Source organism: Pseudoalteromonas prydzensis, assembly GCF_001661495.1.
Lineage (GTDB): Bacteria > Pseudomonadota > Gammaproteobacteria > Enterobacterales > Alteromonadaceae > Pseudoalteromonas > Pseudoalteromonas prydzensis.
Genome location: NZ_BDDT01000005.1, coordinates 256,541 through 271,325, shown reverse-complemented (window position 1 = coordinate 271,325; position 14,785 = coordinate 256,541). Strand labels below are relative to the sequence as shown.

Sequence of the window (14,785 nt, the reverse complement as noted above, 5' to 3'; positions counted from 1 at the left end):
CACTTTAACTATAGCTCAGTGCGAGTATTTTGCAGCTGTGACATATTGTCGCAGTTGAGATATTTTCATTTTTGCTATTCTTAGTTCGCTTTAAAACCTCGGCACTGATACCGTATCCAACTCCCTTACTTGTTGTTTTTTCATTATGACTTGGATATTTTTAACAATTTTAGCCGCTTTTATGCAGTCATGGCGCAACGCTTTACAAAGTAAGCTAAGTGCACATGTCAGTGTTGCCGGCGTTACTTTAGCGCGCTTTATACTGGCAAGTCCGCTTGCATTAGCTTATTTAATTGCATTATATAGCTACCAAGATGCGCCACTGCCCACTTTCAATGTTAGCTTTATGGGTTACATTATTGGCGCCAGCATAGTACAAATTATTGCCACAGGGCTGATGGTAAAATTATTTAAAATGAACAACTTTGCCGTTGGTGCTGGGCTTGCGAAAAGTGAAGCGTTGGTTGCTGCTATTTTAGGAGTGTTATTTTTTGGCGCGACACTATCTTTACTCGGCTGGCTTGGCGTATTTCTAGGTTCAATTGCAGTATTGTTATTAAGTGGTATTACTAATATTAAGCACTTTAGCCTCAAAACCGCCTTGTTAGGTTTAGCTTGTGGCACTGCATTCGCCCTTTCTTCATCATGGATCAGAGAAGCAAGCCTAAGCTCAGGACTTGCGTTTCCTTATTCTGCCGCCTGGGTTTTACTGCTTATTATTAGCCTACAAACTATCATGCTCTGTGGCTACATAGCTGTACGGGAACGCCCTACATTTCGCGCAATGTGGGAACATAAAAAAACCACCAGTGCCGTCAGCTTTTTTAGTTGCATTGGTTCAATTGGCTGGTTTAGTGCGATGAGTTTACAACATGTCGCCTATGTTAAAACCTTAGGGCAAGTAGAAGTATTTTTTACTATTTTGATCTCAGTGTTGTGGCTCAAGCAACCATTAAAACGCCAAGACAGCGCAGGGCTGCTATTAATTGCCATTGCGGCGGTGTTAGTGATGTTGCCTTCGATATAAGCAACAACGGCGGCTCACTGCAACGTGGCCGCCTTTCATTTTTTAATCCACTGGATTAATGACTAATTTTTAAGGTGATCACGCCGCTGATGATCATCAACACACCGGCAATACGACCAAATGTCGCCGCATCGTTATAAAATAAAATACCGACAATAAATGTTCCAGCAGCACCAATACCAGTCCATACCGCATAAGAAGTACCCATAGAGATATCACGTTGCGCCAGCCACAGCATAAAACCACTGGCGACCATAAACACCACTGCGATACCTATACCCAACCAGCGGTTTTCTCCATCCTGTGACATTTTTAACCCCACAGGCCAACCAATCTCCAATAAACCGGCAATAATTAAATAAATCCACGCCATTAACTTTCTCTCTTTTTCAATATTACGTCATATAAGTCTTTACGACGGTCTTTTAAATTACGCACTGTGCCCTCACTGTGCAGCACTTTTAATTTATCCATATCTAAATCACTAAATAACAGCATTTCAGTATTGGGGGTTGCTTCATTAAGCGTCGCATCATGAGGGAATGAAAAATCAGACGGTGTTAATACTGCTGATTGTGAATACTGCACATCAAGACTTTCTACTTCCGGTAAATTACCCACAGAGCCGGCAATAACCACGTAGCATTCGTTTTCAATCGCCCGTGCTTGTGCACAGTGACGCACTCGTAAATAACTGTTTTTGGTGTCAGTCCAAAATGGCACAAACAAAATATCTAACCCTTGTTGCGCTAAAATACGCGACAGTTCAGGGAATTCCACATCGTAGCAAATTTGAATACCAACACGTCCGGCATCTGTATCAAATACCGCTATTTTATCACCGCCTTGGATCACCCAGTCATTTTGTTCGTGCGGGGTGATATGAATTTTACGTTGTTCATCAATTTTACCGCTACGGTGACATAAATAACTGACATTATAAATTTTATCGCCTTCGGCCAAGGGCATTGAGCCGGTAATAATATTAGCGTTATATTCAATTGCCATACGCGACATCGCATCACGGAAAGTCTCTGTATATTCAGCGAGATAACGAATAGCCTCGGTTTGATTTCTTTGCTCTGACAGCCCCATCAATGGCGCATTAAAAAATTCAGGGAAGAGAATAAAATCACTTTTGTAATCAGACACAGTATCTACAAAGTATTCAACCTGAGTAAGCATTTCTTCAACCGACTCAACACTGCGCATTTGCCACTGCACCGCACCAACACGTACTATCGATTTTGTTGATTCAAGTACCGTATCAGTCGGTTCAAACATAATGTTATTCCACTCCAATAACGTGGCATAACCAACCGAGTTTTGATCTTCAGGTAGGTATTTTTTAAGTAGACGCTTCACTTGAAAATCATTCGATAATTGAAAACTTAAAATTGGGTCATACAACTCTTTATGATCAACTTTGGCAATATATTCTGTTGGGCTCATGTCATTACTGTGATTGTAATAACGTGGGATCCGTCCACCAGCCAAAATAGCCCGCAGGTTATACTGACGACACAACTCTTTACGCGCATCATAAAGTCTGCGCCCTAAACGCATGCCACGATGTGTAGATGAAATAACCACATCTAAGCCATATAAGGCATCACCATCAGGATCACTAAATACCCGATCATGACCATCCACAATATCTTCATAAGTGTGCGGATTTGAAAAGCGCGTGTAATCTACTTGCACACTCAAGGCAATGCCCACGAGTTTACCATCGTCGACCATCCCCAACTGACCTTCAGGGAACTGATCAATCAGCCGGAAAATAGTATGGCTAGGCCATGCCCCCCCTAAATCTGGATAAGCTTGATCCATTAAGGTCTTTATTTGTGGATACTGCTCTTTCGTTAAATTACAAATCTCAAGATGGGTTTTTTCTGCCGACATACACAACTCCTTTAGGCGTAGGACATTAAATTCGGTTAACCAACTGGCACAATACCTAATTAGCTCTGAACGCTTGCTTAGCACAGGTTATTTAGTTTTTAAGATAGCACCAACAATAGGGTTGAAGTAAGTAATCTAAGCATTTATTTTTACTTTAGTTAAAACATTATTGGTTTACCGCCGCCATCTGATTTAGTCAATATCGTACACTTTACAGGACCCTAAACAGGGAATAATCACGGATAATTTTTACTCTTAGCAAACTCACCTATACTCTTAATTCGGCATAAATAATCAGGAGTTGCTTTGTCAACACCGACACAAAATCATCAAAACCTAAACCTTGATAATGTTGAAACCATTAAGTTTCAAATAATCCAAAAAGTGGCCTGTTTTGCCCTCGTGATCCATGTTGTATTAATCTTTATTTTTGCTCAATTAGGTGTGTTTCTTCTTGCTTTTGCAAATATTTTTAGCGTGTTAGCGTGGGCAACTGGCATCATATTAATTAGCCGAGGACTGGGTTCCTTGGCGCTGCGGGTGTTTTCTATTGAAGTAATACTACACTCTATTTTAGTTTGCGCCACTTTGGGTTTAGAGCTAGGTTTTCAATTTTACCTCTGGACAGTGTCATGCTTACTATTGATAGATTATCAATTGAAGCTCAAGCAAGCGCTTATCTATAGCTTTGTACTCATTTTAACTTTTGCTGCATTATATTTATGCTTTTCAGATGTAGTTTATACTTATGCATACAGTGACTTTGTACAGTATATTGAAGTCGGTAATATCATTATTGCTGGTTTACCTATGGTTTATGCCATTGGCTTGATCAGAGAGATCACTATCTCTCAGCGTATTGAATTAACGGATATGGCAGCTAAAGATCACCTAACTAAACTGTATAACCGCCGCTTTGCAAAAGAACTTATTTTAGCTGCATATAAAGAAAGTGCATTTACTGACAAGAAAATATGTCTAGTGATGGCTGATATAGATTTTTTTAAGCGTATTAACGATAGTTGTGGTCATGAAAAAGGCGATTCGATCTTAGTCGCTATCGCTAATTTAATTACTCAACATATCAATAAACAAGGTATCGCTGTACGTTGGGGTGGTGAAGAATTTTTAATTGTACTCACCAACAGCAATGAAAAAGATGCGTTTACTCATATAGAAAATATGCGTCAGAGCATTGCTGCAATGACTTTTCCCGTAGATGGTCAAAAATTAAATATCACTATGAGCTTTGGTTTAATACAGTGGCAACCTAACGCAAGCTTGGAAGAAATGCTGCAGCAAGCCGATGCAGCACTTTATAAAAGCAAAAAAAATGGTCGTAATCAAACAACAATAGCCACGGCAGAACACAACAGCGCACCCAGTTAAAGCCTATTTAAAGGTGTTATAATGATTTCATGTGTTAATATTTGTGGCAATAACGGCGTTGGTTTTGCCGCTATGTAATCATCAAATCCTGCGCGATAAAATGGCGATAGTGGATGCCCTGACTGGCCCCCAGGTATTGCCATTATGGCATTTTCGAGATGCCCAGGCTGAGCAATAAAGCGCTGTGATGCCCCAAAACTGCGCCCCTGTACTGCGGGCATATAACTATCGCCAAAACCGGCGGCGATCGGCATATTCAAAAACTTACTTAATTGTGGAATTTGCTTTGCAAATGGGTGTTCAATCACCAATTCATTGACTTTACCCCACTGCCAAGCATGTAAGTTACTGCCAAACTCTGCGGTTAACTTGCTGACAACTTGATTAAATGAGTCAGATAACTGCGCATCCCAATCGCTAAATTGTGGGTTTAACCAGCTACTTGGTTGCTGCTCAATTAACAGCCATATCGCCGGTTCTAAATCTCGCTTAACATACTTTAACGAGCCATCATGAGTATGCAGTGTCGCTTGCATAGCTGAAAACACGCTATTAATGACTTCATCACGGTAACGCCTAACCAAGGTATAACCTATTGACGTTGCACAAGCGCATGCTTGCCAGTTTTCAAGCTCTGTTATGTATTGCTGATTAGCCGTACTATTTTTATTCAGCTGTTTTAGCAAGAGGCTATGCCAAGGTTGTAAAAAACGCGCCTGGTTATCATGTTGTAATTGGTTAAAATCAGCTTCATTAAATTGCTGTTTTTCATATAAACGGTCGCGAATTTGGCTCGAACGAGCCCCTAACGCATACCCACCATTACCAAAACGTAAATCATCTTCAGCCGATACCACTCGAGAGTTTCCTGTCCATAAACGGCCATCAACAGGATTTTTAACCGCTGGTCTTTGTTGTTCATTTTGCTGCCAACCCGTTGAATAATCACTGGCCGCTACCGCCAACTCACTGGGTTTAATACGCCCAGGAATTGCCCCCATATTTTTCCAAGCCGCATTACCTTGGCCATCTACCACCATTAAGTTTTGTACCGGGATCCCTACGTCACTGGCTATGCTCAATGCATCATCCACAGTCTTTGCTTGTTCTAATTTCAATAAATTCATATCAACGGCGTAGGGTTGATGCCCCACCCAACTAAGCGCATAAGGCTGACCATTAATTTCTTTAACGGGCCCAAACTCACTCAGTGTAAGCGGATATTCCTCAAACGATCCATCGGGTAACGCTAAGTGTTCAACTACTTGCCATGTTTTATTGTTATCCGTTAATGCAATCCAATCCGCAGTATCGAGGTAGCCATTAGTAAACCCCCAGGCAATATTGTTATTAGTGCCTACCACAATGGCGGGTGCGCCAGGTAAGGAAACCCCTGTCACTTGGCTCGCTTCTCCTGCCATTGCATAGTTAAGTTGCGCACGATACCAAATAACCGGCACCGCCATCGACAAGTGCATATCATCCGACAGCATCCCAGCCCCAGTGGTCGTTAACTGCCCAGTCACTGCCCAGTTATTGCTACCACGTTCTTGGTTTGCATCGATACTTAATAACGCTTGCAAGCTTTGCTTAGGAAACTCTGGAATACCTAATGTATATGGGGGGAGGTTACTGCCATCTAAAGCCGCTTGATACTGACTGGGTTGCGTTAAAAAGCTGACCATTTCAGTACCATAAATATCAGCAATTTGAATAAGCGCCTGATCCCGCTCAAAGGTCGCAGTTTGTAAGTCTAAATACATACTGAAGATCACCAACAAACTGTCTTCACTACGCCAAGGTTTTTGCTCTGCGCCCGTTAAGATGTATTCAAAGCTAGTAAAACCAATTTGCGCTAAGCCTTCATTAACGCCTGCAGTGTAACTTGCTAATAATGCTCGATCGGCCTCTGGTAATTGCTTAACAATGGCCGCACTGCGCTTTCTTAATTGATGAAAACGCATTTTCTTATCTAACCCTATTGCCGCCTTACCAAATAACTCACTCAATTCACCTGCCGCATTACGACGCAATAAATCCATTTGAAAGAACCGGTCTTGACCATGCGCAAAACCTAAACCATAGGCAGCATCAAGTCGGTTCTTGGCTGAAATAACCGCTTGGCCAAGTTGATCCCGAGAAATTTTCACCGCCTGACTTATATTATGGCTTCGCCCCTTACCATCTAACGCCGGTAAACTGATTGCCAACACGCCATAAATAACAGCCGTTGCAGCTAACCCTAAAATAACGATTGCCAACACCAACCACTTGATTATTTTAAACATGAACCAGTCCTTTCACTGTGAGTTAGCTCTATCATAACCATAGTTTTATGAAAAATAATGTTCTGCACTAATTTTCGCGTAAATAAATTACAGCGTTCCATATTTAGCTCCTTCACAATGACGGTAAGCTCGTTCATCTGGCAGCTAACATGCGGTTATTTAAATAAAAAATAAACAACCCTATTTATCAGTACTATTTTTATTTACACGATTAATTGACTATAGTTGAACAGCCGTTTCTTAAATGCACAAGTCGCAAATGCCATTGTTACATACTCATGATCACAAACAGATCTATAAATTTAAACTGACATTTTGGTGTTCGCTGTTTTTTATATTATTGATCGGTCTAGCCATCGATCAGATTAGTTATAACCGTGCTCAAGCGTCTCATCGGCTATTGATTCTATCTGAAGTGAGTAGCTATAAAACTCAGCTAGAATCAACATTAGTGTCGAATATTCAACTAGTGCGAGGTTTAGCCGTAGCAGTTGCCGCAGAGCCTAATTTAGATCAACACAGATTTGCACAAATCGCCGCGCCATTATTCGAAACCTCGTCCGAGCTGCGTAATATCGGCGGTGCACCTGATATGGTGATCCGCATGACTTATCCGCTTGCAGGCAATGAAAAAGCGATTGGCCTAAATTTTTTAGAAAATAAGGCGCAACGAGCTGATGCAATTCGCGCGCGTGATAACAATGAAATAGTGATGGCAGGCCCACTCACGTTAGTTCAAGGAGGTAAAGCCTTAGTTGCCCGAGTTCCTGTTTACCTTCCCCCTAATAGACAGTTTTGGGGATTGCTTTCTGTGGTACTCGATATTGACAAAATATACTCTAAAGCAGGTATCTACGAATTAGAAGAACATTACGATGTGGCCATTCAAGGGCGTAATGGCTTAGGGTCTCAAGGGGAGTTTTTCCATGGAGATCCGAAAATTTTAGAGCATGACCCACTTTCGTTTAGCTTAACTTTTCAAGGAGGAGAATGGATAATTTTTGTTTCTCCAAAAGCAGGCTGGACACCACCAAGCTCTGCAATCTGGCCGTTAAGGTTAGCAATTTTTACGATCTGTGGACTATTAATTTTGGCATTTTTAGTTTTCTTAAAAATGCTCAATCGTCAGCTACAAAATGAAAAGATGCTAGTCACCATGAGTAGCCTAGCAAAAATTGGCGCCTGGTCATTTAACCTAGAAACGCAACAGGTATATTGGTCAGATATGACCAAAGAAATTTTCAAGTATCCTTTAGATGAGCAACCTAGCTGGCCAAAAAACCTGGCTTACTTTAAAGCCGGAGAAAGCCGCGACACGATCAAAGCACTGGTAGAAAGAGCGATCAAATACGGGGAAAGTTATGAAGTAGAACTGGAAGTCATTAATGCTCAAAACCAATCCGTGTGGGTATTAGTGCATGGCGAAGCAGAAATTCGTAATGGCCGCTGTGTGCGGATTTTTGGTTCGTTGCAAAATATAAACACCCGTAAATGTATAGAACTAGAAAATAATAAAACCGCCCTGCACAACGAAGCTCTTGCCTCTCTTACCGTTAATAGCGCAGTGTTAACGGGGAATTTAAAACAATCAAAAGCTATTATTACCCAATCAGTGTGCGATGCCTTAAATGTAGAACGCGCCAGTATTTGGCTATTCAATGAAGCTAAAGATCAGTTACAGTTATTTGCCCTCCACGGCCAGCACGCTCCTGACAATAAGATATTGCAAACATGGCAAAAAAGTGAGCTTCCAAGCTTTTTTTCCGCCATTGATCATCACGCGGTGATCTGCGCTCCCAATGCACTAAACAACGAGTTGACCACACCACTAACAGAATGTTATTTAGCACCTTTAGATATCCAATCTATGCTGAGTGCCTCGATTCCAGCAGGAAGTGGAGCAATTGGTATTGTCTGTGCAGAGCATTGCCTGCATCCACGCACATGGTCTAGAAACGAAGAAAGTTTTCTAATCGCTGTGGCCGCTTTAATTGGTAGCTTATATTCAAGCGAACAACGTATAGAGACAGAGCAACAGTTAGTAACAGCAAAGGAAGCAGCAGAAAAAGCAGTAGCCGCTAAGAGTGAGTTTTTGGCCAGTATGAGTCACGAAATTCGTACCCCTATGAACGGGGTACTCGGTATGCTTAATATTGTGCAGCAAACCCAACTCGATCCTCAGCAAGCTCACCACATTGAGCTTGCGCAATCATCAGCACAATCACTGCTGAACATTATTAACGATATTTTGGATTTTTCAAAAATTGAAGCGGGTAAATTACACATTGAAAAGATTGCCTTTAATTTACCTAAATTACTGGGAGAAATCGTCGAGTCATTTGCCCTCAAGGTAGAGCAACAAAATACCAAGCTGGTTTTGGATGCAAGCAATATAGATGTAAACAAAGTGATTAGCGATCCAAACAGGCTCCGACAAATTATTAATAACTTGCTCGGTAATGCGGTTAAATTTACTCACGATGGAGAAATCATTGTCATCGCCGAGTTAAAAAATACCACGGATGACACCTTTTTAGAATGTTCAATTATTGATACTGGGATTGGTATAAAAGCCGATAAACAAGCCTCTTTATTTGACTCTTTTACGCAAGCAGATACCTCAACGACTCGCCAATATGGTGGCACAGGTTTAGGGCTGGCGATTGTTAAGCAACTGTGTAATTTAATGAATGGGGAAGTTAGCTTTATCAGTGTTCACGGGCAAGGAAGTACGTTTACCTTTTCAATTCAAGTGCAACCACTACTAAGTCGAGAGCAAGATTTACCGAGTCATTTAATTAAAAATAAGCACATTTTAATTATTGATAGCTGCCCTTTAAATAGTGCACTTGCTCATAAACAGCTGCAAGTATGGGGTGCACATGCTGAAATTGTGAGTCATTACCCAACTATCACTACGTATTTAACAACTAGCAAAGCTGAAATTGATGCTATATTACTTGATTATAGCTTTATTAAACAAGTTGATAGCGCAGTAATAAAAGCACTCCAAAACTACCTAAATGAGCATCAAATAAAACTGATCCTAATGGCGCCAATGAGTTTCTCGCAAGCACACACCAGCTTGCCTATTAATATTGACTGCATGATATTTAAGCCTTTGACTCCCTCTGATTTATTTGACTCTCTGGCTAATGACAAGTTTATTGAGCAACAGCAAAGTAACCCCGTACCACATACCAAGATTGCAATTAACAACCTAGACTCTGCAAATCAAGAGAAAATTCTGCTCGTAGAAGACAACAAGGTTAATCAAGTGGTTGCCAGTGCTTTACTTAAGCAAGCTGGTATAAATTTCGATATCGCTGAAAACGGCCTTGAGGCGATAGCAAAACTAAAAAATAATGTTGCCCAGCCATACAAATTACTATTAATGGATTGCCAAATGCCTGAAATGGATGGCTATCAAGCAACTCGTGCTATTCGTAATGGGGATGCTGGAGCGCATTATAAAAATGTTCCGATCATTGCTTTAACCGCCAATGCGATGCAAGGCGATAGAGATAAATGCCTACAAGCAGGTATGAGTGATTATCTAACCAAACCGCTCGATTTTGAGACGCTTAATCCGAAACTTCAACAATGGCTTGATAAACAATAAAAGTGTAAGCTTAGGCATAACAACAGAAGGATTTATTATGCAACTTACAGCTATTGAACAACGTGTGATTGGCTGCTTACTTGAAAAACAAAGCACCACGCCAGAGCATTACCCGTTGTCTCTCAATGCATTGACTAACGCATGTAATCAAAAATCGAACCGAGAGCCGGTATTAACCCTAAGTGAAACACAAGTACAAGAGGCGCTAGACACTTTAATCGCGCAGCGCTTAGTCACACAAGATGAAGGGTTGTCGGGACGCGTTACTAAATTTGCACATCGTTTTTGCAACACCGAGTTTGGTAACTTACAATTTACAGAACAACAGCGCGCCATTATTTGTCTCATGTTATTACGTGGCCCACAAACGCCTGGTGAATTAAGAACCCGCAGTAATCGACTTGCAGAGTTCAATAATGTGAATGAAGTTGAATTAACACTAAATACCTTAATCGACTTAGAGTTTGTAGTAAAACACCCGCGCGAACCAGGTAAACGTGAAAGCCGTTACAGCCATTTATTTGCTGATCCACAAAGCGCCATTACTGTTGCTGTTGAGCCACCTGAGTTGCCCTCACTTAAAGCAGCTGAACTCAATGAGCTACTAACAGAAATTGATGAGTTAAAAGTAGAATTACAAAAAATTAAACAACACCTAGGGCTTTAATTTAGCCTCTGGCAATAACATAATAATGACAACATAAACTATTAGGAGCCAGCATGCGTGCCGAGATCATGGCTGAAATGAAAGTTCAACCGAAGATAGACGTTGACCAAGAAATAACCCGACGCGTTAACTTTATCAAAAACCGCCTTGTGGCAGCACACTCACGCTCTCTGGTGCTGGGGATCAGTGGTGGCGTAGATTCATCTACCTGTGGCCGTTTATGCCAACTCGCCGTTAATGAATTAAATGCACAGCAACAAACTGACCAATATCAATTTATAGCTGTTCGCTTGCCCTACGGCATTCAAGCCGACGAAGCTGAAGCACAACTTGCGGTTGACTTCATTCAACCAAGTAAACGCCTAACGGTTAATATCAAACCGGCCGCAGACGGTATGCATCAACAAGCATTGGCGGCGGTGGTTGGCTGTGGTGAAACACTGCCTGAACAAGCACAAATTGATTTTATTAAAGGCAATGTTAAAGCGCGCCAACGTATGGTTGCGCAATATGAAATTGCCGGCTTTTGCCAAGGGCTGGTAGTAGGTACTGACCATAGTGCTGAGAACATCACTGGTTTTTACACTAAATTTGGTGATGGCGCCTGTGATTTAGCCCCTCTATTTGGTTTATCAAAGCGCCAAGTGCGCGCTCTGGCAAAACAATTGGGAGCACCTGATTTACTGGTAAATAAAGCGCCCACAGCTGATTTAGAATGCGATCGTCCAGGTCTTACCGATGAAGAAGCTCTTGGTTTAAGTTATGAACAAATTGATGACTTTTTAGAAGGCAAAGACGTCAGTGATGAAGTCACTGAAAAGCTCATTGCTATTTATCATCGCACTCAACATAAACGCCAAGCCATTCCAACAATTTACGATTAATTTCACAAGACGAAACTGAGTGTAGGCCAAAAGCAATAAATAGCCTGCACTCATGATCCTTCTCTTATCGTCAACCGTAATATACAACACAGTCATACAGTGGTGACTTTGCCATGCTAATAGGTGAAACATTACTGTAATTTAGTTTATAGTTATCCCTATAAGTAAATCGCGTAACATAGAGAATACAGCATTTTATGACATCGCCCATTTTAATCACTGGCGCAGGCCAACGTATTGGCTTAGCACTGGCTCAGCATTTTATTGCCGCTGGCCAAGCTATTATTGTGACTTACCGCACTCGCCATAAAACAATTGACGATTTAGCGCAGCAAGGGGCTATATGTATTGCAGCAGATTTTAGTGACGATACTGCTATTGCAGAGTTTATTAAAGAGTTAAAAAGTCATACAGGCAGTTTAAAGGCAATTATTCATAACGCCTCAAGCTGGGATTGTGAAGCCAATAACCCAGACAGCGCGACACTGTTTGATAATATGATGCGCATTCATGCTAAGACGCCTTACTTGATCAATCTTGCCTGCAGTGAACTATTACAATGCTACTACGAGCAATACCATCAACCCGCCGATATCATTCATTTAACCGATTATGTTGTCGATACGGGCAGCCCTAAACATTTAGCTTATGCCGCCAGTAAAGCAGCGCTTGATAATCTCACTAAATCGTTTGCTGCTAAATATGCGCCACAGATCAAAGTTAATGCAATTGCACCTTCGTTGATTATTTTTAATGAAGACGATGATGAAGCGTATCGTGCTAAGACCTTAAAAAAATCATTAATGGGCATCGAACCAGGTTGCCGTGAAATCATTAACAGTGTCGATTTATTACTAAATAGCCATTACATCACCGGGCGCTCATTACCCGTTGATGGCGGCAGGCACTTAAAATAACTAATTTAAAACTGAGAAATTTATGCATAATGAATTAAAAAATAGTTACCAAGAGATCATTGCCGCCGTAGGCGAAGACCCACAACGCGAAGGGCTACTAGACACACCAAAACGTGCCGCCAAAGCAATGGAGTATTTAACTAAAGGTTATCGTCAAACGTTAGACGAAATCACCAATAATGCCGTATTTACCTCTGATGCTGACGATATGGTGCTAGTACAAGACATTGAGCTTTACTCAATGTGCGAGCATCATTTACTGCCTTTTGTTGGCCGCTGCCACATTGCTTATATCCCTAACGGCAAAGTTCTGGGTTTGTCGAAGTTTGCACGTATTGTTGATATGTACGCACGTCGCTTTCAAATTCAAGAGCAGTTAACCCATCAAATTGCTAAAGCGGTAGAAGAAGTCACTGGTGCCAAAGGCGTGGGTGTTATTGTTGAAGCAAAACATATGTGTATGATGATGCGAGGTGTTGAAAAGCAAAACTCTAGCATGCGTACTTCTGTAATGTTAGGTAATTTTAGAGCCGATCCAAAAACCCGTAATGAGTTTTTGCAGCTTGTAAAAGGCTAAATCTATGGCCAATGCAATTATTCATGTAACTAACTTACGACTGCGAACTTTTATCGGCTTTAACCCCGATGAGCGTGAAAAAAAACAAGATGTAGTGATCAATTTAGAAATTCACTACCCTGCTGAACAAGCCTGTGAAACCGACCAAGTAGAACAAGCACTCAACTATAAAGTGATCACCAAGGAAGTTATTTCGTTGGTCGAACAAGGGCACTTTTTACTACTTGAAAAGTTGGTCGCGGAGATACTCGAGGTGTGCCATCGCCACTCTAGCGTCAATTACGCTAAAGTGCGGGTTGATAAACCGCACGCCTTGCGCTTTGCAGACTCAGTGTCACTGACGCTCGATTGGGCTAAATAAGCTTAACTGTGGATAATTAATTTATCCAACCCTATGGCAAAGGCCAGCACCACTAAATAACGTGCCCCTTTGCCAAGGGTAACAATCCACAAAAAGGTCCACCAGCGTACCTTAAAAATTCCACCCACCACGGTTAATGGATCGCCAATAATCGGCACCCATGCTAAAAATAAGCTGTACACACCATACTTTTCAAACCTAAGCTGTGCTTTCTCAATATTAGCTTGTGAGACGGGAAACCATTTGCGGTCTTTAAATCGCATTACTTGCGTGCCCAGCCAATAATTAACACAACTACCTAACACATTGCCCACCGTTGCACTTAGCCACAACAGCCAAAGTAAATACTCACCTTTTGTGACCATCGCAGTTAGTACAACTTCTGATGAGCTGGGCAACAAGGTTGCAGAGACAAACGCGGTAAAAAATAACGTTAAATAAGCCATCTAAATCTTTTTAAAGCATATAAAAAACCCAGCAAAAGCTGGGTTTCAATAAAACGTGGCTTATTTTATCAAATTTAAACTAAATGGATAGCTAAAGGGTTTGCCATCATTAGCTTTAATTGCACCAACCACCACCATAATAAACGAGAAAATCGCTACCACTGGCAATAAAATTACGCCGATCACAGCAAACATTAAAATAAAGCAGATAATGTAAGCTATCAGCATAGTGATTTGAAAATTAATTGATTTAAGGCCATGTTCCGCCACTAATGGCATTTCTTCCTTTTTAACTAACCACACAATCAATGGACCAATAATACTGCCCATTGGGATTATAAACCCGGCTAATGCGCTTAAATGACATAACATCGCCCATGTGCGTTGCTCTTTATCGACCACAACTGGTTCAACCTGTTGATTTTCTTCCATTATCATCTCCTTGTTTTTTGTTTATAGTGACTGTTTTAGGGCATAATGTCTAGATTATAATCAGTATGAAAATAAAGAGGTGTCTCGCTTAACTTTGCTTGATGGGCATAATAAGGCCGATTGCATTGTCGTGATAACTTCGTGAGGTTTTCTTGATGTGACTATTTGATACTCATTATGAATCATCAATAGTGAAGAGTATGTGTTTGAACTTGCTATGTCAGCCTCAACGGCGCTGCAAACAAGCATCAATCCAACGTTGATGCTTGT

Annotated in this window: 13 protein-coding genes; 8 read left to right on the top strand and 5 right to left on the bottom strand. The window is 41.2% G+C overall.

The window, feature by feature from the left end; all coding sequences use genetic code 11:
* Positions 1 to 145 precede the first annotated feature (145 nt).
* Positions 146 to 1,027, top strand: a complete 882-nt coding sequence (locus A7968_RS12045) for a DMT family transporter (protein ID WP_084448173.1) — start codon at positions 146 to 148, stop codon at positions 1,025 to 1,027.
* A gap of 55 nt (positions 1,028 to 1,082) precedes the next feature.
* Here A7968_RS12045 and A7968_RS12040 read toward each other — a convergent pair whose 3' ends face one another.
* Together A7968_RS12040 and A7968_RS12035 are read right to left on the bottom strand one after the other, a co-directional pair.
* Complete coding sequence (locus tag A7968_RS12040) at positions 1,083 to 1,400, bottom strand: DMT family transporter (RefSeq protein ID WP_064666825.1); 318 nt, start codon at positions 1,398 to 1,400, stop codon at positions 1,083 to 1,085.
* On the bottom strand, positions 1,400 to 2,932 hold the full coding sequence (locus A7968_RS12035; RefSeq protein ID WP_064666824.1) for a bifunctional GNAT family N-acetyltransferase/carbon-nitrogen hydrolase family protein: 1,533 nt from the start codon (positions 2,930 to 2,932) through the stop codon (positions 1,400 to 1,402). The genes A7968_RS12040 and A7968_RS12035 overlap by 1 nt, the downstream gene beginning before the upstream one ends.
* A 306-nt stretch (positions 2,933 to 3,238) precedes the next feature.
* On the opposite strand from A7968_RS12035, the gene A7968_RS12030 reads away from it, so the two are divergent.
* Positions 3,239 to 4,321 carry a GGDEF domain-containing protein gene (locus A7968_RS12030; protein WP_064666823.1) on the top strand — a complete coding sequence of 361 codons (1,083 nt, stop codon included), beginning with the start codon at positions 3,239 to 3,241 and terminating at the stop codon, positions 4,319 to 4,321.
* On the opposite strand, the gene A7968_RS12025 is transcribed toward A7968_RS12030, so the two are convergent.
* Entirely contained in the window at positions 4,318 to 6,609 is a 2,292-nt protein-coding gene (locus A7968_RS12025; RefSeq protein ID WP_064666822.1) for a penicillin acylase family protein, read from the bottom strand. The genes A7968_RS12030 and A7968_RS12025 overlap by 4 nt on opposite strands.
* A gap of 259 nt (positions 6,610 to 6,868) precedes the next feature.
* Here A7968_RS12025 and A7968_RS12020 point away from each other — a divergent pair, with 259 nt between their 5' ends.
* The 6 genes from A7968_RS12020 (at position 6,869) to folX (ending at position 13,637) form a co-directional block, all read left to right on the top strand.
* Positions 6,869 to 10,231: an ATP-binding protein gene (locus tag A7968_RS12020; RefSeq protein ID WP_064666876.1), complete on the top strand. Its 3,363-nt coding sequence runs from the start codon at positions 6,869 to 6,871 to the stop codon at positions 10,229 to 10,231.
* A gap of 37 nt (positions 10,232 to 10,268) precedes the next feature.
* On the top strand, positions 10,269 to 10,898 hold the full coding sequence (locus A7968_RS12015; protein ID WP_064666821.1) for a YceH family protein: 630 nt from the start codon (positions 10,269 to 10,271) through the stop codon (positions 10,896 to 10,898).
* Between the two features lie 53 nt (positions 10,899 to 10,951).
* Positions 10,952 to 11,782 carry an NAD(+) synthase gene (gene nadE, locus A7968_RS12010; protein ID WP_064666820.1) on the top strand — a complete coding sequence of 277 codons (831 nt, stop codon included), beginning with the start codon at positions 10,952 to 10,954 and terminating at the stop codon, positions 11,780 to 11,782.
* A gap of 197 nt (positions 11,783 to 11,979) precedes the next feature.
* The gene (gene folM / locus A7968_RS12005; RefSeq protein ID WP_064666819.1) at positions 11,980 to 12,699 is read left to right on the top strand and encodes a dihydromonapterin reductase; all 720 of its coding nucleotides are present in this window, start codon (positions 11,980 to 11,982) and stop codon (positions 12,697 to 12,699) included.
* Between the two features lie 22 nt (positions 12,700 to 12,721).
* The gene (gene folE / locus A7968_RS12000; protein WP_064666818.1) at positions 12,722 to 13,276 is read left to right on the top strand and encodes a GTP cyclohydrolase I FolE; all 555 of its coding nucleotides are present in this window, start codon (positions 12,722 to 12,724) and stop codon (positions 13,274 to 13,276) included.
* Between the two features lie 4 nt (positions 13,277 to 13,280).
* On the top strand, positions 13,281 to 13,637 hold the full coding sequence (gene folX / locus A7968_RS11995) for a dihydroneopterin triphosphate 2'-epimerase (RefSeq protein WP_064666817.1): 357 nt from the start codon (positions 13,281 to 13,283) through the stop codon (positions 13,635 to 13,637).
* Between the two features lie 2 nt (positions 13,638 to 13,639).
* Here the strand turns inward: folX and A7968_RS11990 are convergent, their stop codons facing one another.
* Positions 13,640 to 14,083 (bottom strand): YqaA family protein, encoded by a 444-nt coding sequence (locus A7968_RS11990; protein WP_064666816.1) that lies wholly within the window; start codon positions 14,081 to 14,083, stop codon positions 13,640 to 13,642.
* Positions 14,084 to 14,143: 60 nt separating this feature from the next.
* Complete coding sequence (locus A7968_RS11985) at positions 14,144 to 14,515, bottom strand: DUF4870 domain-containing protein (protein WP_064666815.1); 372 nt, start codon at positions 14,513 to 14,515, stop codon at positions 14,144 to 14,146.
* Positions 14,516 to 14,785 lie beyond the last annotated feature (270 nt).